The organism is Antribacter soli (assembly GCF_021568775.1).
Taxonomy (GTDB): Bacteria; Actinomycetota; Actinomycetes; order Actinomycetales; family Cellulomonadaceae; genus Antribacter; species Antribacter soli.
In genome coordinates this window covers 62,890-82,941 of sequence record NZ_JAKGSG010000011.1, presented here as the reverse complement: position 1 = coordinate 82,941, position 20,052 = coordinate 62,890, and the positions used below count along the sequence as shown (strand labels likewise).

20 protein-coding genes and 1 tRNA gene are annotated in these 20,052 nt (G+C 70.1%); 11 read left to right on the top strand and 10 right to left on the bottom strand.

Annotation, left to right across the window (positions count from 1 at the left end; all coding sequences use genetic code 11):
• Positions 1-58: 58 nt before the first annotated feature.
• The 3 genes from L1785_RS23130 to L1785_RS03160 all read right to left on the bottom strand — a co-directional run bounded on the left by L1785_RS23130 (position 59) and on the right by L1785_RS03160 (position 3,553).
• The gene (locus tag L1785_RS23130) at positions 59-1,204 is read right to left on the bottom strand and encodes a glycosyltransferase (protein WP_236087683.1); all 1,146 of its coding nucleotides are present in this window, start codon (positions 1,202-1,204) and stop codon (positions 59-61) included.
• Positions 1,205-1,866: 662 nt separating this feature from the next.
• Entirely contained in the window at positions 1,867-2,445 is a 579-nt protein-coding gene (locus tag L1785_RS03165) for an HD domain-containing protein (RefSeq protein WP_236087682.1), read from the bottom strand.
• Between the two features lie 16 nt (positions 2,446-2,461).
• A complete protein-coding gene (locus L1785_RS03160; RefSeq protein ID WP_236087681.1) occupies positions 2,462-3,553 on the bottom strand; it encodes a helix-turn-helix domain-containing protein in 1,092 nt (363 codons plus the stop codon).
• A gap of 196 nt (positions 3,554-3,749) precedes the next feature.
• Here L1785_RS03160 and L1785_RS03155 point away from each other — a divergent pair, with 196 nt between their 5' ends.
• The 9 genes from L1785_RS03155 (at position 3,750) to L1785_RS03115 (ending at position 9,626) form a co-directional block, all read left to right on the top strand.
• A complete protein-coding gene (locus tag L1785_RS03155) occupies positions 3,750-4,022 on the top strand; it encodes a hypothetical protein (RefSeq protein ID WP_236087680.1) in 273 nt (90 codons plus the stop codon).
• Positions 4,019-4,420: a hypothetical protein gene (locus tag L1785_RS03150; protein WP_236087679.1), complete on the top strand. Its 402-nt coding sequence runs from the start codon at positions 4,019-4,021 to the stop codon at positions 4,418-4,420. Before L1785_RS03155 ends, L1785_RS03150 begins: the two co-directional genes overlap by 4 nt.
• A complete protein-coding gene (locus L1785_RS03145) occupies positions 4,417-5,280 on the top strand; it encodes an HAD family hydrolase (protein ID WP_236087678.1) in 864 nt (287 codons plus the stop codon). Before L1785_RS03150 ends, L1785_RS03145 begins: the two co-directional genes overlap by 4 nt.
• Complete coding sequence (locus tag L1785_RS03140) at positions 5,277-5,609, top strand: hypothetical protein (RefSeq protein WP_236087677.1); 333 nt, start codon at positions 5,277-5,279, stop codon at positions 5,607-5,609. The genes L1785_RS03145 and L1785_RS03140 overlap by 4 nt, the downstream gene beginning before the upstream one ends.
• 164 nt (positions 5,610-5,773) lie before the next feature.
• Positions 5,774-6,928, top strand: coding sequence for a cyclophane-forming radical SAM peptide maturase AmcB (amcB, locus tag L1785_RS03135; RefSeq protein WP_236087676.1), 1,155 nt, complete (start codon positions 5,774-5,776; stop codon positions 6,926-6,928).
• Positions 6,925-7,122 carry a multiple cyclophane-containing RiPP AmcA gene (gene amcA / locus L1785_RS03130; protein WP_236087675.1) on the top strand — a complete coding sequence of 66 codons (198 nt, stop codon included), beginning with the start codon at positions 6,925-6,927 and terminating at the stop codon, positions 7,120-7,122. The genes amcB and amcA overlap by 4 nt, the downstream gene beginning before the upstream one ends.
• A 78-nt stretch (positions 7,123-7,200) precedes the next feature.
• Positions 7,201-7,872, top strand: coding sequence for a pentapeptide repeat-containing protein (locus L1785_RS03125; RefSeq protein WP_236087674.1), 672 nt, complete (start codon positions 7,201-7,203; stop codon positions 7,870-7,872).
• A 25-nt stretch (positions 7,873-7,897) separates the two neighbouring features.
• Entirely contained in the window at positions 7,898-8,653 is a 756-nt protein-coding gene (locus L1785_RS03120; protein ID WP_236087673.1) for a hypothetical protein, read from the top strand.
• Positions 8,654-8,759: 106 nt separating this feature from the next.
• The gene (locus tag L1785_RS03115; RefSeq protein WP_236087672.1) at positions 8,760-9,626 is read left to right on the top strand and encodes a DUF8453 domain-containing protein; all 867 of its coding nucleotides are present in this window, start codon (positions 8,760-8,762) and stop codon (positions 9,624-9,626) included.
• A 67-nt stretch (positions 9,627-9,693) separates the two neighbouring features.
• Here L1785_RS03115 and mobF read toward each other — a convergent pair whose 3' ends face one another.
• Together mobF and L1785_RS03105 are read right to left on the bottom strand one after the other, a co-directional pair.
• Positions 9,694-13,428 (bottom strand): MobF family relaxase, encoded by a 3,735-nt coding sequence (gene mobF / locus L1785_RS23125; protein ID WP_308113240.1) that lies wholly within the window; start codon positions 13,426-13,428, stop codon positions 9,694-9,696.
• Between the two features lie 519 nt (positions 13,429-13,947).
• Positions 13,948-14,136: a helix-turn-helix transcriptional regulator gene (locus tag L1785_RS03105; protein WP_236087670.1), complete on the bottom strand. Its 189-nt coding sequence runs from the start codon at positions 14,134-14,136 to the stop codon at positions 13,948-13,950.
• A 200-nt stretch (positions 14,137-14,336) separates the two neighbouring features.
• Here L1785_RS03105 and L1785_RS03100 point away from each other — a divergent pair, with 200 nt between their 5' ends.
• Entirely contained in the window at positions 14,337-14,906 is a 570-nt protein-coding gene (locus tag L1785_RS03100) for a helix-turn-helix domain-containing protein (RefSeq protein WP_236087669.1), read from the top strand.
• Positions 14,881-16,020 carry a tyrosine-type recombinase/integrase gene (locus tag L1785_RS03095; RefSeq protein ID WP_236087668.1) on the top strand — a complete coding sequence of 380 codons (1,140 nt, stop codon included), beginning with the start codon at positions 14,881-14,883 and terminating at the stop codon, positions 16,018-16,020. Before L1785_RS03100 ends, L1785_RS03095 begins: the two co-directional genes overlap by 26 nt.
• Before the next feature lie 17 nt (positions 16,021-16,037).
• On the opposite strand, the gene L1785_RS03090 is transcribed toward L1785_RS03095, so the two are convergent.
• The 5 genes from L1785_RS03090 to L1785_RS03070 all read right to left on the bottom strand — a co-directional run bounded on the left by L1785_RS03090 (position 16,038) and on the right by L1785_RS03070 (position 20,020).
• Entirely contained in the window at positions 16,038-17,021 is a 984-nt protein-coding gene (locus tag L1785_RS03090; protein ID WP_236087667.1) for a ribose-phosphate diphosphokinase, read from the bottom strand.
• Positions 17,021-18,538, bottom strand: a complete 1,518-nt coding sequence (gene glmU / locus L1785_RS03085; RefSeq protein WP_236087745.1) for a bifunctional UDP-N-acetylglucosamine diphosphorylase/glucosamine-1-phosphate N-acetyltransferase GlmU — start codon at positions 18,536-18,538, stop codon at positions 17,021-17,023. Before glmU ends, L1785_RS03090 begins: the two co-directional genes overlap by 1 nt.
• Before the next feature lie 116 nt (positions 18,539-18,654).
• Positions 18,655-18,726: transfer RNA gene (locus tag L1785_RS03080), tRNA-Gln, on the bottom strand.
• 145 nt (positions 18,727-18,871) lie between these two features.
• The gene (locus L1785_RS03075) at positions 18,872-19,474 is read right to left on the bottom strand and encodes a TetR/AcrR family transcriptional regulator (RefSeq protein WP_236087666.1); all 603 of its coding nucleotides are present in this window, start codon (positions 19,472-19,474) and stop codon (positions 18,872-18,874) included.
• Positions 19,475-19,543: 69 nt separating this feature from the next.
• A complete protein-coding gene (locus L1785_RS03070; RefSeq protein WP_236087665.1) occupies positions 19,544-20,020 on the bottom strand; it encodes a nitroreductase family deazaflavin-dependent oxidoreductase in 477 nt (158 codons plus the stop codon).
• Positions 20,021-20,052: the final 32 nt, after the last annotated feature.

Genomic DNA, 20,052 nt, shown 5'->3' with positions numbered 1-20,052 from the left:
GGGGCCGTCGGCTGCCCGGTGCATCGTTGTGGGTACACCACGACGCTCTCGCGGCGAACTACTTCGCGGGCTCGCTGCCCGTCTCCGCCTCGAGGTCGGATGCCGCCTCCGGGAGCAGCCCGGCCGGCGTCGTACGCCGCGGCTTGTAGACCACCTGGGCGTGGAAGACGAACCTCAGCAGGAACGCCACGACGAGGGTGACCGCCTGGACCAGCACCGCGTGCAGACCCGTGGCTTCCACGATCCACACCAGGAACGGCAACCGCACCGCCGCCTCGGTGCCGTTGAACGCGAACGAGTGCGCGAACCGGTTCCAGAAGCCGCGGCCTTCGTTGCGCAGGTCGCGGAAGACAAACCGCTCCTGCAGCGCGAAGTTCGTGATGATCGTGACGACGGCCGCGACGACGGCGGCCACCACGTAGTTGACGTGCATCGGGTGCACCAGGAGCCACATGATCGCGAGGTTCGCCACGGCGCCGAAGCCGCCGATGATCGCGAACCGCGACATGCGCCCGAACCGCAGCGACGCGAGCTGCTCGATGTACCGCAGCCCGGTGACGAGCGTCGCCTTCGACGCTCCGGCGAACCGCTCGCCGAAGACGAACGGCTCCTCCCCGACGACCATCCGGTTCCGGGTGAGGATCTCGAGCAGGATCTTGAACCCGCGCGGTCGCAGCGCGTCCAGGTCGAGGGCCGCGCGGCGCACGGCGAAGAACCCGGTCATCGGGTCCGTCACGTTCCGGAGCCGCACCGGGAACATCGACCGGGCGAGCAGCGACGACGCCGTGGAGGCCCACCGGCGCCAGCGCCCGTCCAGGCCGCCCGCATCCCCGCCGTGCAGGTAGCGAGAGGCGACGACCATGTCGAGCGACAGGTCCTGCCCTCGCGCCACGAGCACGGGCACGAGCTCCGGCGGGTGCTGCAGGTCACCGTCCATGACCACGACCCACTCGCCCGTCGCGACGCGCAGACCCTCGACGACGGCGCCGCTCAGGCCGCCCGTGGGCGTGTCGCGGTGGATCATCCGCACCGGGAGGGGCGCGACGGCGGCGGCGCGCTCGATCTCGGCGGGGGTGTCGTCGGACGAGTCGTCGACGAAGAGGATCTCGGCGTCCCGGTTGGCGAGCGCCACGGCGAGACGCCGGACGAGCTCGGCGACGTTCGGCCCCTCGTTGAACGTCGGGACCACGACGGTGATGGTCACAGGGCCTCCCGGATGTTGGGCGTGCTGACACGATCCACCGTATGAGGGTCCCGGGTCAAGTCGCCCTAAACGATTACATGGTCCTTTCGTGACCGAACCGACACCGTGGGTGCGGCCGGCGTCCGCCGGGGTCGTCACCGATCGCCGTTGACGCCAGATGCTTGCGCGACTCCGTCGGAAGGTCCGGGTCGGGGCGCGCCCCGGGCCCTGTCCTGCGGTGAGTCCGCTTCGATCACGGTCCTGCGGTGAGTCCGCTTCGATCACGCGGTTACGCACCGAGGGAGCGACCGCATGGTGCGTAACCGCGTGCTCGAAGGCGACTCTCCGGGACCGAGAGCGCGCGCGGGCTGCGACTTCCGGACGAGCCGACGAGCCGATGTCCGGACGAGCCGACGAGCCGACAGTAGGGTTCCGGCATGACCAAACAGGAGGAACCGGGCGAACGCATCGAACCCTGACCGCTTTCCGGCGCGAACCCCGCTGATACACCGGCTCAGCTGTTGCCGTCGGACTGTGATTCGGGCATACGGCACAGTGTAGCCAGGCACGAAAACGGCCGGGAGCGTTGGAATTCCAACGCTCCCGGCCGTTGGCGTCCGTGGCTTGAGACGGGCTGTCCTGGACGTCTTGCGGACTGTCCGCGGACCAAAGCCGCGCGCCGATCAGGCGCGGTCGTGCCAGCCCATGGTGCTGCCTGCGAGTGCGGCATCGGCCACCCGAGCAGCGAACGACGTGCCCAACCCACCGCGGGAGCTGTCGATCCACTTCTGGACGTGCTGGTAGCCGGCCGCTCGGTACTCCAGGGCCTGGAGGAGGCACTCGAGCTTGTCGGCGTCCTTGGCGCACCGCGCTTCCAGGGTCTCCTGCGCCTCGTACTCGACCACGGCTTCGCTGATGGTCTTGGCGGCGGCGTCGGGCATGTGGGCGACCTGGTCGCGGGTGATCGTCTCGTTGTCGGCCTTGCCGAGATACGGGCGGGCGGAGTGCGGGATGTCGGTGATCCGGGTCTCCTGCGAGTCGTGCCACAGGCCCAGGTACGCCGCGCGGGCCGGGTCGGCACCTTCCTCGGCCGCGATCAAGGCGGCGAGCTGGGCGACCCGGAGGCTGTGCTCCGCGACCGACTCGGGGTCCCGGACACCGACCTGCCACCACCCGGCACGGCGCAGGCGCTTGAGCACGCCCATCTCGTGAGCGAAGTCTGCGACGCTTGCCGCTTCCGGGTCGGTCACATGGTCGGTCATGCGGTTGCCTCCTTGGTCATCGCCCAGCAAGTCGGGTCGCAAAGTACACCTCGGACAGCTCACGGTAGGCGCGCTGGTCGAGGCCATCATGAAGGGCTACCTCAACCTTTGTCGATGCCTCCGACCGGCTCACCGGTCCGGTGTCGAGGAGGTTGGGCCTGGCCAGGACGAGCGACCACAGCGTGTGGGCGTTCAAGTCGGCATGCTTCGGGTCGTCGAGATGGTTGAGCAGGTGCCCCATCAGCCGGTGCCCTGTCCACACCGCTTCACCGCCCAAGAGCATGTCCCCGTCGGACGCATACGCCTCCGGAATCTCGCCGAGCCAGTAGGCCCAGTAGACGAGGTTCGCGGATGCGTGCTGTGGCTCGGTGAGGTCGGTCCCGATGAATCGTCGGATCGGATCGAGGTCACCGTGCCGGGCGAGCCCGAGCGCGGCTGATCTGCCGAGGAGGAAGCCAGCCGGGGTGTGCGTCGCACCGTTCGCCCGGACGATCCGCTGGTATTCCGTCGTGAGCCACGCCATCGTGCCAGGTCGGCTGTCATAGCCGAGGAGGTAGACGGCCTGCCTGCGCAAGAGGGCGGCGTCACCGCTCGTTGCCGAGTCGGCGGCGGTGAGCATGTGGTCGAAGAACCTGTCGCGCATGTCGGCGCTGAGCTGGGGATAGGTCGGCGCAGGTCCACGCCCAAGTGGCGTACCCAGTCCCCGCAACGGAGCCGGTGCGACACCGGTGAACGGCCAGGTGACCAGGGCCAGCAGCGAGCGGCGGAGCACCGCAACGCCTAGCGGATGCGCACCTGCATCAATCACTAAAGAGCCCGCACCGATGACGGTCGAGAGGATCACGTCGGCTTCCACCGCATCGATGAGGACCTTGGCAGCCGAGGCCGGGGCGCCGAGTGCGATCAGGCTGTTCCGCAACCTGAGCAGGTTGGTCGTACTCAGCGCAGATAGCGGACGCCGGCCGCTCTCCCACCCCTGGATCGTGCTGACGTCCACCCGCAGACGCTCGGCGATGTCGGTCTGCCTGCACCCGGTAGCGCTTCGAAGCAGCTTGAACACGAAGGCGGCGACGACGCCGACGTCGTCACGTCGGGCCTCGCCCTGCATCCGAGTCAGTGCTGACGGTCCTGCCACGCGATGTCCCCTGTCGATCGCCCCAGGTCGGGCCCCGAAAACGCGTACTGGCGGTCAGTCCATCTGCGAGGTCGATTCCCCGAAGGTTGAGACCAAGGCGGCGTGACGCCGCTCACACAGTAGGCGGGATGCATCGGCTCCCGCTACCAGTCGCGAGAGGTGGTGCCCGATGGGTATTGGTAACGGACTCCAAGCCGCGTCCCGGATCGTCGATGTCGTCGGGCGCGACCGCATCGAGCTGGTCACCATCAATCGGGATCGGATCTGCCTGCAACCCGCGCGCTTGGCCGACGGCGAGTCGATCGCCAGAGCGCTCGGATGCGACGTCCCGCTCGACCACCGGATGTTCGCCCCGGGGCACACGTTGTGGACCGGTGAGCATGACGGGCTGGAGGTCCAGGTCCGCTCGGTCCTGCGCCGTCCGGTCGGGGTGGTTTCGTGAACTCGCCGAGCCCGGTGGCCGTGGGCTATGTGTGCGCCCCAGAGGGTGCGGGCCTGGACGAGCAGCGTGACGCCGTCACGGAGTACGCCCGCGCGGAGGGTCTGGCTCTGGCGCAGGTGGTCACCGACCGGTTTGACACGTTCACGATCAGCCAGGTCGTCCAGACCGTGCGCTACCACGACGCGAACGTGCTCGTCGTTGCGGCGGGCGCCCGGCTCTCCACGGCGCGCCCCCGCCTGGTCCACGAGCTCGAACCCGACGGCGCCTCGTGCGTGGTCCTCGGTCACACACCGGACGCGACGGCGCGCAGGTCCCGGTTGACCGACACCCTGCCTCGCCGCGCCACACCAACCCACACGGCGACCGAAGAGGTCGCCACGACGGAGACGGTCCGATGAACACCACCGCGGAAAACCTGACGGCCGCGCGTCTGCTGATCGCGCTGGACATCGACGGGACGCTGGTCCCGGACGGCACCACCGACGTCCCCGACGTGACGAGGCAGGCGGTCGCGGACGTCGTCGCGGCAGGGCACGTCGTCGTTCTGGCGACCGGCCGCTCGCTGGTCGGGGCCGTGCCCGTCGCGGAAGCGCTCGGGCTGAACGGCTCATACGTCGTGGCGTCCAACGGGGCGGTGACCGCCCGGCTGGACCGGACGTGGCCGTGCGGGTACCGGGTCGAGTCCTGCCAGACCCTCGACGTCGCCCCGGTCCTGCACCTGGCCCGGCGCCTGTGCCCGGCAGTGCGGGTCGCGGTCGAGGAGGTCGGCTGGGGGTATCACGTCTCCGAGCTGTTCGACCCGGGCGAGGTCAACGGTCGCCAGATCGTCGTGCCCGACGACGACCTCACAGCCGAACCGGCGCCCCGCGTGATCCTGTCCGCGCCGAACGCGACCGCGGTGCTGCTGGAACCCGTCCGGTCGCTCGGGGTGACGGTCAACCCCGCGTCCCCGTCCTGGCTGGACGTGACCCCGGTTGGGCTGTCCAAGGCGTCCGCACTCGACGCGATCCGCCAGCGCCTCGCCGTAGCGCCGGAGCACACGGTGTTCGTGGGCGACGGCATCAACGACCTCGAGGCGATGGCCTGGGCCGCCCGCTCCTTCGCGATGGGGCACGCCCCCATGCTCGTGCAGGACACCGCCGACCATGTGACCGGCACCCTCGCCGAGCACGGCGCCGCCACGGTGCTGCGCAACCTGCTTGCCGAGCAGACCCGCCCCGGTGCGGGAGCGCAGGCGATGGCGGGAGCGGGCTCATGACCGGTTCCCCGCCGCCGGTCGAGCTGCTGCGCGAGGTCCGGGCACTGGCCGAGGACCTGCACCCGAGACTGCACCCCGTCTCGGTGCGTGTGCGGCTGTCCGGCTCGGGCCCGGCGCTCGCCTCGTGCGAGGTCTGGACCGGCGACGGCGACGCCCTCTTGGCGCACCGGGCCGACCTGCCCGCCGCTGTCGGGGCCACGATGCTCGACCTCGAACGTGCGCTCGTCATCGCCGGGTACGTCTACGACCTCACCCCGGACGGACGTCCGAAATACCGGTACGACAACCGCGGCGGCCTCTACACCCTGGACGTCACGCGCCCCTGGTGACCGGCCCTGCCGCCACAAGTCTTGCGGCCGGCCTCACCCCGCCCGGCCGCGAGCCCGCCCCCAGACGGCGGGAACCAGGGCCGGGGCTCTCACGCCCCTGGGAGCCCCGGCCAATGCGACGGAAGCCAAGTCCGCCCGATCGAGAACGACGCCAAGGAGGTGCCATGACCAGGACCAATGCGGGCGAGCGCGACGCCGCGGACCGGTTCGAGCAGTGGGTCGCGCCACGAGCCAGCCTCGTGGTCCTGCAGCCGACGACGCTGTGCAACCTGGACTGCTCGTACTGCTACCTGCCGTTCCGCAGGAAGCGCCAGGAGATGTCGGTCGAGGTCGCGGAGGCGGTCGCCGCATCTCTGGCGGACGTGCCGCCGACCCACACGACCGAGGTGTGCTGGCACGGCGGGGAGCCCCTAGCCGCCGGTCCCGAGAAGCTTGCTGCGTTGATGGAACCGTTCGAAGACCTACGCCGCGCCGGTCGCGTGCGGCACAGCCTGCAGACAAACGCCACCCTGATCAACGACACCTGGTGCGACCTGCTCATCGAGCACGAAGTCAGCGTCGGGGTGAGCATCGACGGACCGGGGGACCTGAACGCCGAGCGCACCGACTGGTCCGGGCGGCCGGCGTTCGACCGGATCGTCGCCGGCATCGGGACGCTCGCCGGGCGGGGCATCGCGTTCTCGCTGATCGCCGTGGTCGGTGCGGGCATCGGCCGGGCTGCGAAGCTGCTGGACTTCCTGTCCTCGCTCGGGCCGACGTCGATCGGGCTGAACATCGAGGAGTTCGAGGGCGTCAATGCCGAACGCACCCAGCCCACCCCGGAGCAGGCCCGAACCTTCTGGACGGACGTGCTCACCTGGTCTGCCGCCCACCCAGGCGTCGAGGTCCGTGAGCTCGACCGGCTCGGCCACTACCTGCGCTCGATCCGCACGGGTGGTCGCCAGTGGTGGGAGTCCCACCGCTTCGACCCGCTACCCACCGTCGCATTCAGCGGCGACGTCGTGCTGCTGTCCCCCGAGCTAGCCGGGATCCGCAACGAGCACTACGGCGACTTCCTCGCGGGCAACGTCCTAGAGCAGTCGTTGGACGACATCCTCGACGGCGCACACCGGCTGCGCTACGTGTCCGAGTTCCTCGACGGTCTGGAGGCGTGCCGCGCGACGTGCGGGTTCTTCGACTTCTGCCGTGGCGCACAGGCCGGGAACCGGTACTTCGAGAACGGCCGGTTCGACACCACCGAGACCAACTTCTGCCGGGTCTCCAAGCAGGAGCTCGTGCACGCCCTGATCGACATCACCCAGAAGGAGCAGAAAACGTGACCCTGACCCTCGACACCGCCGACAACGTCCTCGCCGTGCTCATCGACTCAGACCACGACGCGGTCACCGCCCTCACGGGCACCGACCGTCCCACCGCGGAGTGGGACAACCGGCCCTCGTGGGACAACTGGAAGAAGGACCCCGGCACGTGGGACAACCGCCCGAGCTGGGACAACTGGAAGAAGAACAAGTAGACCGCTCGCGCGGTGCGTCCCGCCCGGGCCGACGGGACGCACCCCCTCCAGCCCATCCCGTCCCTAGGGTGAGGAACCATGGACACCTTGACGATCCGCAACCTCGCGGTCGACCTGCCCGACCTGCACGACGACGAGCTCACGCCCGTCCAATTCCTCGACACCGACGAGGACCGCCTGTCGCTGTTCACCTACGCCGAAGCAAGCCTGCGCACCCTCGCCCTGTCCCGGACCCAGATCTTCGACGCCCGGCTGCGGGGCGTGACGGCCCAGCGCGCGGACCTGGACAACCTGCGGATGTCGTCCGTCGAGCTCACCCGGTGCGACCTGGCATCGCTGACCCTCACCAGCAGCAGACTCTCCCGGGTCCGGTTCACCGACTGCCGACTGCTCGGGGCACGCCTGAACGACCTGACCTTCGAGCACGTCGTGTTCGAACGGTGCCGGTTCGACTACGCCACCTTCACCGACATCACAGCCAAGGGACCGGTCGCGTTCCTCGGCTGCTCCCTGGTCGAGTCCGAGTTCGCCGGCTGCGACCTGTCCGGCGCGGCCTTCGATGACTGCGCCCTGCGCGCCACTTCGTTCCAGCCCGGCACCTACAACGGCACCGACCTGCGCGACAACGACCTGTCCACGATCACCGGCGCGATCAACCTCAAGCGCATCGTCATCGACCATCACCAGCTCACCGACCTCGCCACGGTCCTCGCCGACGAGCTCGAGATCACCTTCGCCGACGACCGATGAAGTCACGATCCCCCGGAGGCCGCACGTGCCGACCAGCATCACCTTCACCGACCCCGAGAAACTGATCGACCGGACCGAGACAACGACCGTCCGGCTGACGGTGGGCGACGACGGCTGGGACGATGGCTGGGACGATGGCGCGATCGTCCCGACCGACCAGTGGCAGCCACTCGGGACAGCCGACGCCGAACTCTCGCGGGCCAACGACGACGCGGCCCCGAGCACGGTCATCGAGCTCGTCAGCGGCCTTCTGGACCACGTCATCGCCCATTCCACGATCGCCGAGACACCCGACGTACTCGACCCGCTCAGCGGACGACACCCGGCCACCTTCGTCGGGTTCACCGACAGCGACCCGGGCAAGCGCACGACCACCACCGACTGGTCGACCGATCGACGCATCGGCGTCCACCTGGACAACTTCGACCGGCTGCCCGTCGCGGACCGAACGCTCGCTCGGCGGCGCCTCGGAATCAACCTCGGTCCCGGCACCCGGTGGCTCCTGGTCGCGACCACCGACGTCCTCGACATCTGCCAAACTCTCGGGACCGACGACCCGGGGCACTACCCACACACCGACGACCTGCGCCGCTACGTCGCTGACGGCCACCCTCTGCGGCTCCTGCGGCTCCTGCGGATCCGACTCGACCCTGGGGACGCCTACATCGCCCCGACAGAACTCCTGCCGCACGACGGATCGACGCTCGGCGCGAGCGATCCGTCCCGCATCGCGTTCTGGCTCGGAGACTGGCCGGTCGGCATTCTGCCGTCGCTGATCTGAGAACTGCCTACCGGGTCAGACGTCCCGGTCTGGAGCCGGCTAGGCCAGGCTGCGCACGAGTCGACGGCGAACAGCGCATGTCGGGCACAAGTGGGACTATCTGTGCATGACCGCCCTTGCCGATCTTGAAGAGCTGGCGAAGCAGTGGACCAACGTAGCTGCGTGGCTCTCGGCCCTGGCGACTCTGCTCACTGCACTCATCGCGGTTGCGGCGGCGGTCTACGCCGCCATCCAGGTACGGCTCGCTCGGCTCGACCGGCTGGACCGCAACCGCCCGTTCGTGACCATCTCACTGCGGCCCAGCCACGGGATCGTTGCCAACATCGTGATCCGGAACGAGGGCACGACGCTCGCACGCAACGTCCAGTTCCACTTCACCCCCGCCTGGGAGTCGAGCAAACCCGCACGCACCGCGGTTCGCGACAGCAAGATCTGGCGCGAGGGCATCCCGAACCTCGTGCCGGGTCAGGAGATTCAGGTGTTCGCCGACATGTTCCCCGACCGCCACAAGACCAACCTCCCAAGGTCATACGACGTCGAAGTGAGCTGCGACGACGTCGCGCGATCGGTGTGGCGTCGCAAGCCTCGTCGACTCGTGGAGCACTACGCGCTCGACTTCGATATGTTCCACGGCTATTCAACGGCGACGTTGTACGGCATCCACGACCTTGCCGATGCCATGCGGGCGATCAAGACGACCATGAGCAAGTGGTCCGAGAGCCCAGCCGGTCGGCTGAGCGTCGTCGCGAGAGACGGCGATCGGCTTGACGACGAAGAACGCGCTGAATACGAGCAGTGGCGCGCCGCACAGGGCGATACAGAGGAGGGTTCTTCGGCAGAGTCCGCGGACGAGTCCGAGGAGACGCACGACGTCTTGCCCGTCGGTGACAAGGCAACGAGCTTCGTCGCTCAGATCCCCATCACAAGGCCCCCGGCTGTTCGCCGCCAGCGCTCGTCTGGCGAAGACCAATAAGTCGCACTCCGGATACATGCGGAGATCGCGGCCAGATTCCGAGAAAACCTATCTGTGACTGGCGGCCTCACATTGCTGGGCCAGATGGCGCTCGTCCTGGCACGGTGCGGCGAACGCTGTCCCGTGAGGCGGCGCTGGAGACGACCCGGAGCCGTGAGGCGACGCGGCGGGCGTCGTGGCGCTGAGCGAGCGTGGTGGGTGCATCGCCGAGCGGGGCGTCACCGGTGACGGCGTAGCGGTCGCGGTAGGCGGCCACGGAGGCAACCAGGGCGCGCCAGTCGTAGTCGGCGGCGCCTCCGGCTGGGCGGGGCGGCAGACCCAGGGTCCAGGGCTCGCGGTCACGGAGCGCTCGCGCGGCCAGGTCGCGCGCCCGTTGCTCGATGAGGTGGGCGCGTGCGTCGAGGGCTTCGCGGACGTCGTCTGGCAGCGGCCCGTGGGCTTCGGGGACCAGGCCAGCGATGAGGCTGGGCCGGTGGACCGCGGGGCGTGCGGTGGCATGCTCGACCCGGCCGTGCAGGACGGCGGCGACATCATCCGCGTCGTAGAGGCTTCTCGCATGTGCGAGGCGCGGAAGGAGGTCATCGACCTGATGTCCGTCGGCTTCGGCGCGGCGCAGCTCCGCGCACAGAGGCCCGAACGTCTCGGCCTCCAGCACCTCAACAACCTCCCGCTCGGTGAAACCCTCGGCCAGGAGCGTGCCCGCGACCAGGCGCCCCCACCGGGGCTTCTGGGCGAGGGTTGCGATGGTGTCGTATTCGGCGGCGAGGCGCGCGATCGACGTGTACGTCTCTTCCTCGGTCCGCCTCGTCTCGTGGGCCGTGGGCTCGGCGCCGGTGCGGGCCAGGATGCCCGCCAGGACCGCGCGAGCCCTGGCCGGGTCGGGGATGCCATGGTCCGCGTTCCCGGCGGCGGGGGCGTGGTCGTGGTTGTGGTCGGTCTGGTCGACGGCCACGAACACGATGTTCGTGTCCCGTCCCCGGGTGAGCGGGACGTACAGGGCTTCGCGGGTCATGTTCGGGGTGGCGACGGTGTAGGCGGTGTCGACGGTGACGCCCTGGGCACGATGGGCGGTGATCGCGTACCCGAGGTCGACATGCTCGGCGAGGTAGGCGGCAGGCAGCCGCACCGTCCCGCCCACGGGCTCGTGGCGGTCGGCAGCGTTTTCGCGGTGTGCGTGCGCGTTTTCCCGTGCGCGATTCGTTCCGTGGGCGTTGCTGCTGGTCAGCGTCTTACGAGCCTCGCCGTCGCGGTCGAGGCGACGGGCGGTGACCGACCCGTCGCGGTGCACCTGGGCGACTTGCCAGAGGTTGCCGTTGCGGACCCACCCGGAGCGGCCGTGGCGTAGGCGGCGGTCGTTGCGGCGGGTGACGATCACGTCCCCGGCCGACGCCTCCACGTCGCCGGCAAGCCGGGCGGCGCGGCCGTCGTCCACGGTCCCGGCCAGGACGCGTTCGGCGCGGGCGCGGCGGTTGAGGTCGGTGACGGTCTGCCCGTCTGCGGCGATCAGGACCGAGACCTTCCCGTCGTCGCTGTCGGTCTTCCACGACTCGTAGGCGGCCTGGGTCACCTCCTCGGTGCTGCCCGCCTGGATGCGCCCGTGCTCCTCGTAGACCGCGAGAACGCTCGTGTAGCCGTCGCGCAGCCGCAGGCTCGCGGCCTTCTCCCACTCGTTCGTGAAGCGGTGGACCTCGGTCAGTTCTGGCACGTCCCCGGTGGTGCGCTTGCGTTCGGTGATCAGGAGGTTGAACGCACCGCCGGTCTCGACGGCGGAGAGCTGGGCGGGGTCGCCGACGAGCAGCACCTTCGCCCCTGCCTCGTGAGCGTGGCGGATGATGTGGTCGAGGGTGTGGGTGCCGGCCAGGGAGGCTTCGTCGACGATGACGAGCTGCCCCGGGCGGAACCGGGTGCGGCCTGGGGTGTGGTCGTGGAGCCACTTGGCGGTGTTCTCAGACCCGATGCCCAGTTCTCCTGCCAGGACTTCCGCGGCGGCCGCGGAGGGGGCGAGGCCGACCACGGACCCGGCGCCGTGCTGGTGCTCCCAGACCGCGCGTAGCAGGCGCATGGTCGTGGTCTTCCCCGTGCCCGCCGGACCCACCAGTACATCGAGGGCCAGGCCGGAGCCGGTGATTGACAGGACGGCGTCGGCCTGGGAGCGGGACACGACGTGCTGGGTGACGGCGTCCTGGACGACCTGGCCAAGCAGGTCCCCGTCGGCCGTCGGGGCGGTGCGGGTGGTGGACAGGTCGAGGAGTCGCCGTTCGGCGGCGAGCACGGCTTCGGAGGTGTAGACGGTGGCGTGCTTCGGCCGCAGGCTGCTCGTCCGGTCCTTCCGCAGCAGGAACGCGGGCGTCGGAGCGAGGTCGGGCGGGGTCAGTGCGACGGACCCGCCCTCGGCCTCGGCGACCACCCGTGCGACGGCTTCGACGCGGTCGGTGTTGGTGTGGAAGCGCCAGGTCATGGTTTGGCGTTCGGCCTCGGCCCAGAGGTTCCAGTGCCGCCAGGTCGCCCGCTTGTCACCCACCACCGTCAGCACCGCTGCCGCAGCGTCCTCGATCTTCTCGACCGGGACGTCCACGGCTGTGTGCATCCGTCCGGGTCGGCGGGCAGCGGTGGCGAGGAGATTGCGGGCCCAGGTTCTCGAGTCCTGTCCGAGGATGCGGGTGGCGCGTTCGTGCCACCACCCGGTCAGGTCCCCCAGGGATCTGAGGGTCTTCGGCGGGCGGGTCGCCAGGGTGGCTTGTGCGCGGAGCTTGACGACCGTGCGGCGGGAAGGCTGGCGGCCGTGCTGTTCGCGGTAGTCGCGGATGAGGGCGTCGGCGCAGTGCTCGATCTCCGCCGACCGCGACGAGAACTCGGCTATCAGGTCGTCCGGGACGCCGTCGATCTCGAACGCCAGGTTGCGGTCCCGGCCACGCTTCCTATGCGACCACGTGACCCCGAGGGTCGAGGTGAGGCGGTCGGCGAGGATCGCGTTGTAGTGCTCGGAGAACGCGACGTTGGAGTTGAACAGGGCGCGGGAGTCCAGGGTCCGCCACTTCCCGTCGACCACGGCGCGGACCTTGTTCGCCACGACGAGGTGGGTGTGCAGCTGGGGGTCGTGGGAGCGGGAGTCCCAGTGGTCGTACGCCATCGCGACCAGTCCCGTGACGTCCACGTGCACGATCGACCCGTCCCCGGCGTCCGTGCCGACCCGGGTGCTCGCGATGTGGTCCTCGAGGAACGCGATCGTCTCGGCCACCGCCTGGTGGTGCGCCGCCAGGATGAGGGCCTGCACCGTGCGGTCCGAGAGCCCCCACAGCACGCTGACGGACTTCGGGACCGAGAAGGTCAGGTCGAACCCGGCCGTGGCGGTCTTGTCCCCGGCCGCCACCTCCTCCACGGTAATCGCGTCGACGGCCGCCTGCCGCTCCTCCGCAGACAGTTCCGTGCCCAGCCCGGCGACTCGCTCGGCGATGCGCTCCCCGACCGGCTTGTATTTCGGGTAGCGGCGTCCCAGCGGCTCCGTCGTGACCGGGTCCACCCCAGCGCCGAGGAGGCGTTGCAGGTGCGTCGCCGTCACCCCGTCCCCGGGCGAGAGCTCGCCGTCGCCGAGATCCTGGACGGCGGCCCCAAGCCAGAACCCCGGTGGGGTGCCGGCCTCGGCGTAGTACGCCACCACCGGATCCACCCACGCCGCGTCCGCAGCCTCAGCGGCCTCCGGAGCCCGGCCGGGCGGGGGTGCGTCGAGGTCGGCGTTGCGCACGGACTTGAGCAGGTACTCGTACCCGTTGCCCGCGCTCATCTTCCGGACCGTGACCGTCACCGCGAACGACCCCCGACCGGCAGAGCCAGCACGCCCGGGTGCGCGGCACGGCTCCCGGGCGCACCCGGACGGGTGCGCTGGCGAGTGCGCGAGGGGGTGCGCACCCGGCCCGCGGGTGCGCACCCGCGCCCCACGGGTGGCGCGTCAAACGCTGCCAATGGTTCCCAACGATCGCGTTCCGCTACTGCCTGAGGTGTGATCTGTGGTGGGTGGTATGGATGAGTGAGTGTGTGGATGTGGATGTGGATGCGGATTTGAGTGTGGTTGGTTGGACGGTTAGTGGATGTGTGGATGGGTATGCGTGTTGTGGTCTGCGGTGATGTGGATGGTGATGTGTCGCTGACGATTGCGTGAGCCCGCATCGCCGTCGCGGCGCTCTCCCGCCGGGCGTCGCGGCGCACCAGCGGGGAGCAGTCGGCCGGGAACGCATGGGGCGCGACGGCGCAGTTGCCGGACAGACGAGCGGGGCCCGGACGCCGTAGCGTCCGAGCCCCGTTCACGCCGGCCAGCCGGGCCGGGTCACACGAGCCGGTGCGCGGCACCGGCTGCCTCCTGGTCGGCCAGCCAGGCCAGCAGGACCGAGCGCCGGTAGACCACCCGGCGCGGGCCCCTACGGAACGACTGCGGGCCGGTCCCGCAGTAGCGCCACCAGCGCAGCGTGTTCTCCGGGACCCCGATCAGCTTGCCCGCCGCCCTGGTTGACAGCATCGGGTCCTCCTCGTCGGTGATGCCCAACGGCCCCGTCGTGAGCCTCGCCCCCATCGCCCCACCCCTTCCCGCCCGGTGCCAGTACGGCACCACCGAAATCGTCACCAACCACGATGCGCCGCACACACGTTCAGTGTCAAGACACCACACAACGAAACAATGACGCGACAATGCACCATCGCCCGGCTACCGTTGGGCGGGTGAGAACCGACGACCGAACCATCGGGCAGAACCTCAAGCGGTACCGCAACGCCGCCGGGCTCTCCCAGTCCCAGCTCGCCCTCCAGCTCCTCCAAGCCGGGTTCGAGGGCATCCACCCCCAGACCGTCCTGAAGATCGAACGCGGCGAACGCCCCCTACGCCTCACAGAGGCGCGCATCGTCGCCGACGTCTTCGACATCCCGCTGAACTACCTCTACGAGACCAACGAAGAAGCAGAGGACGAACTCGACGGCCTACGCCGCGAACGCGCCATCAGCATCGGAGTGCACAACCTGCGCAAGGCCGTCACCGACCTCCAAACAGCCCAGGACGCCGGCCAGGATTGGCTCGACACCCACCCCCGCTCCAAGACCATCGCCGCCTACGGCATCCGCCAGGTCCTCGACCGCAGCGACATCCTCGAAATCGTCAACAAGCACGTCGACCACCACCGCCGCGAGAAGGAGGAGAACCGCACCAAGACCCAGACGCCTCTGCCCGCCTGGGCCAACGACCCCGACCCCGAGGAGGAGAAGGAACCCGATGGCATCGATCAAGAAGCGCCCTGACGGCAAGTGGCGCGCCCGCTACCGCGACGCGAACGGCCACGAACACGCCCGCCACTTCGACCGCAAGCAAGACGCCCAAGCCTGGCTGGATGAAGTCACGGCCACCATCGTCACCGGCACCTACGCCGACCCCCGGCGCGGACGGCTGACGTTCGGCCAGTGGTGGGATGACTGGTCCGTCCGCCAGGTCTGGGTAGGGACCACGGTCACGAGCGCCGGATACACGTATAAGTCCCTCACGTTCACGACCGTCCCGATGCGCTTGGTCCGCCCCTCGCACATCGAACAGTGGATCAAGAAGATGACTGCCGACGGCATCGCGGCGAGCACGATCAAGTCGCGGATGGTCCACATCCGTTCCGCGTTCCGGGCTGCTGTCCGGGACAAGGTCATCGGCGAGGACCCGACGGCGAACGTGACTCTGCCGCGCATCCGGCGCCCGGATCAGGCAATGCAGATCCCGACCGTCGAAGAGGTCGGGGCGGCCCTGGCAATCGCGCCCGATCCCTTCGCGCCGGTCATCGCCATCTGCGCGTTCGCGGGACTACGGATCGGCGAGGTGGCGGGGCTCCAGGTCCGGGACGTCGACTTCCTCCGACGGACGATCAAGGTCGACCGACAGCTCCAGGGCAACAACTCGAAGGACCTGGTCGTCGTGCCGCCCAAGTACGAGTCGTACCGGACGGTTCACGTGCCGGAGGACCTGACCACGCTGCTCGCCCAGCACATCGAGGCCCACGGCACGTACGAGAAGGAAGAGTGGCTGCTCCAGCGGCCCACCGGGGGGAACCTCACGCGTGGCAGCGCCTCCGCTTCCTGGCGGGCGGTGCGTCGCGCGGTTCCGGCGCTCGAACCGTACACGCTCCACGACCTGCGCCACTTCTACGCATCCGGTCTCATCGCGTCCGGGTGCGATGTCGTCACCGTCCAGCGCGCGCTGGGCCATGCCACGGCCAGCATGACGCTCGACACCTACTCCCACCTCTGGCCGAAGTCCGAGGACCGCACCCGCAAGGCGTCCGCGGATCTGATGACGGCCGCGCTCACGGCGGCCGCCACCCACGACTCAGCGGGAAATCCTGCGGACTCGTTGCGGACCGCAGGCCAGAAATAGCCTGCTGACCTGCGTGTTCAGCTGTTCCCGTCGAACAGCGACGTCACCGATCCGTCGTTGAAGACCTCCTTGATCGCCGTCGCGATGAGCGGGGCGATGGACAGCACCTTCAGCGTGCTGAACCGCTTGGACTCCTCGATCGGGAGCGTGTCGGTCACGACGACCTCGGTCGCGCCGCACTCCGCCAGGCGCTGCGGCGCGGGGCCGGAGAGCACGCCGTGCGTCGCGGCGACGATCACCGAGCGGGCACCCGCCGACAGGATGACCTTGACCGCCTCGGCGATCGTGCCGCCGGTGTCGATGAGGTCGTCGACGAGGACGCAGTCGCGGCCCTCGACGTCGCCGACGACACGGTTCGCCACCGACCGGTTCGGCCGCGTGACATCGCGCGTCTTGTGCACGAACGCGAGCGGGCCACCGCCCAGCTTCGCCGCCCACAGCTCGGCGACGCGGATGCGGCCGGCGTCGGGCGACACGACGGTCACGTTGTCCAGGTCCAGGCGCGTGCGCACGTAGTCCACGAGGATCGGCATCGCCCACAGGTGGTCCACGGGGCCGTCGAAGAAGCCCTGGATCTGCGGCGTGTGCAGGTCGACGCTCATGATGCGGTCGGCGCCTGCCGCGGTCAGCAGGTCGGTCACGAGGCGGGCCGAGATCGGCTCGCGGCCCCGGCTCTTCTTGTCCTGGCGGGCGTACCCGAAGAACGGCGTGACGGCGGTGATGGCGTGCGCCGAGGCGCGCTTGGCCGCGTCGACCATGAGGAGCTGCTCGAAGATCCACTGGTTGATCGGCGAGGTGTGGCTCTGCAGCAGGAAGATGTCCGCGCCACGCACCGACTCGCCGAAGCGGACGTACGTCTCGCTGTTCGCGAAGTCGTACGCGGTGACCGGGAGCAGGTCGACGCCCAGCTCCTTGGCCACGTCCTTCGCCAGCTCGGGGTGGGCCCGGCCGGTGGCGAGCACGAGGGGGTGGCCGCTCGGGCCGACGATGGTGCTGGGCATTACACAGTTCCTTCCTGGTCGGCCGCGGTCGCGGCCTCGGGCTGGCCGTCCCGGGGTCCCCGCGAAGTACCGGAGCGAAGCGAGGACACTTCGTGGGGTGGGGCGGCGGCCGGGTCGCCCTGGTCGTCCACCGCACCGGGGGCGGAGCCCGCCCGTGCGGCGAGAGCGGCCTCGGCGGCGGCCGTGCCCGGCCGGCGGCGGACCACCCAGTCCTCGATGTTGCGCTGCTGCGCGCGGCTGACGCCGAGCGCGCCCGCGGGGACGTCGCTCACGATCACGGAGCCGGCCGCGGTGTAGGCGCCGTCGCCCACCGTCACGGGAGCGACGAACATGTTGTCGGCGCCGGTGCGAGCGTGCGCCCCGATCACCGTGCGGTGCTTGTTCACGCCGTCGTAGTTCACCGTCACCGAGGCGGCGCCGATGTTGGTGTGCTCGCCGATCGTCGCGTCGCCCACGTACGACAGGTGCGGCACCTTGGCGCCCTCACCGATGTCGGCGTTCTTCGTCTCGACGAACGTGCCGATCTTGCCCTTACGGCCCAGGACCGTCCCGGGACGCAGGTAGGCGAACGGGCCCACCGACGACCCCTCGCCGATCACCGAGAGCGACCCGTGCGTGCGGACCACGGTGGCGTCCCGGCCGACCTCGACGTCGGTCAGGGTCGTGTCCGGGCCGATCGTCGCGCCCTCGGCGACCACAGTGGCGCCGTGGAGCTGCACGCCCGGCAGGATCGTCACGTCCTGCGCGAGCTCGACGTCGAGGTCGATCCACGTGGAACCCGGGTCGACGATCGTCACGCCGGCGCGCATCCAGCCGTCCAGCGTGCGGCGGTTCATCTCCGCGCCGAGGACGGCGAGCGCCACGCGGTCGTTGACGCCCTCGACGCCGAGCGGGTCGTCGCTCATCAGGGCGCGTACCGCGCCGCCGCTCTCGCGGGCGTGGGCGACCACGTCCGTCAGGTAGACCTCGCCCTGCGCGTTGTCGCGGCCGAGGCTCGCCAGCCCGCTGCGCAGCGTCGCGGCGTCGAAGACGAAGACCGACGCGTTGATCTCGTGGATCTCGAGCTGGTCGGCAGAGGCGTCCTTGTGCTCGACGATGGCCAACACGTCGCCGGAGTCCTTGTCGCGCACGATGCGGCCGTACCCGGTGGCATCCGCGACCTCGGTCGTGAGCATCGTGACCGCGTTCGCGTCGGCGTGGTGGGCCGCGAGGAGCTGGCCCAGCGTGGCGCCGTCGAGCAGCGGCACGTCGCCGGCGAGGACCACGACGGGGCCCTCGATCTCCGGCAGGGCGGCCATGGCGCACTGGACGGCGCGGCCGGTGCCGGGAATCTCGTCCTGGTCGACGACCAGCGCGTCCGGGTCGATCTCCGCCACTGCCGCCGCGACGAGGTCGCGCTCGTGCCGCACGACGACCGCCACGTGCTGCGGCTCGAGCTCGCGGGCCGCGACCAGGGCGTGACCCACCATGGTGCGGCCGCCGACGCGGTGCAGCACCTTCGGCAGCCGGGACTTCATGCGCGTGCCCTGGCCGGCGGCCAGGACGACGACGGCGGCCGGTTGCGGCAGGTGCTGCACGGACACGAGCGGTTCGGTCACGGTGGCTCCGGGTGGTCGGCGGGGTGGGCGACGAGCTCCGCCCCCAGGACTCGAACCTGGACCAAAGGCACCAAAAACCCTTGTGCTGCCGATTACACCAAGGCGGAAGGGGTCGAGCGCGGGGTTCCGAACGGAGTCAGGAGCACCGTCGCACGTCCGCCCCCAGTCTGCCAGGTCGCACCGGGTGCCTCCGCACGCCCGCCTGAGTCGTCAGCCACATCAGTTCCGTCGGAACCGGCCGGCGTCGGGCCGCTACCGCGACTCCTTCGTGAGCGACGGCTTCTTCTCCAGGCCCGACAGGCCGTTCCAGGCGAGGTTCACCAGGTGCGCCGCCACCTCCGCCTTGCGGGGGCTGCGCGCGTCGAGCCAGTACTGCCCGGTGAGCGCGATCATGCCGACCAGCATCTGCGCGTAGAGGGGTGCCGTGCTCGGCACCAGGCCGTTCGCCTTGAACTGGTCGACGAGGATCTGCTCCACCTGCGTCGCCACGTCGCCGATGAGGCTGGAGAACGTGCCGGTCGCCTGCGCGACGGGAGAGTCGCGCACCAGGATGCGGAACCCGTCCTCGGAGGTCTCGATGTAGTCGAGGAGCGCGAGGGCAGTGCGCTCCAGCAGCACCTTCGGGTGCCCGCTGGTCTCCAGCGCAGCCGACAGCGCGGCCGTCAGCGCCTGCACCTCGCGGTCGACGACGACGGCGTACACGCCCTCCTTGCCCCCGAAGTGCTCGTACACGACCGGCTTGGAGACCTCGGCGCGCGCCGCGATCTCCTCCACGCTCGTGCCCTCGAACCCCTTCTCCGCGAAGAGGCCCCGGCTGACGGTCAGCAGCTGCTCGCGCCGCTGGCTGGCCGTCATGCGAGGGCGTGGGGTACGTCGGGGGTCGGCCATAAGGACATTCTGCCCCGCGGCCGTCTCGGGGCCGTGTCAGGGCTGTTTCACGTGCAGCCGGAAGACCCGCAGCTCGCGCCCGGCGAGCCGCTCGTAGTCGCGGAAGCCGGGCATACCGCCTTCGAGCGCCTCCAGAGCAGCCTCCCGCTCGGCGCCGGCAAGCAGCTCGGCCCGGACCGGGACCCGGCGTCCGCGCACCGTGACGGCCGCGCCGGGGTGGGCCAGCAGATTGGCGGTCCACGCAGGGTGGTCCGGCCGCCCGAAGTTCGACCCCGCCACCAGGTACCCGCCCCGCTCCGGGGCGCACATGAGGACGGTGTCGCGTGCCAGGCCGGAGCGCGCTCCCGTGGTGTGCAGCACCAGGGACGGGAGCACCAGGCTGCTGGCCTGGAGCCTCCCGCCGGACAGCGCGGCCACGGCCCGCTCGAGCGGCGGCATCATCACCGGCCCGAGCCGGCGGAACACGGGGGTGCGGGAGACCCACGCGACCGCGGAACGCACTGGACGAGGCACGGGCTCACGCTAGCGGCGCGCCGCCCGGTCAT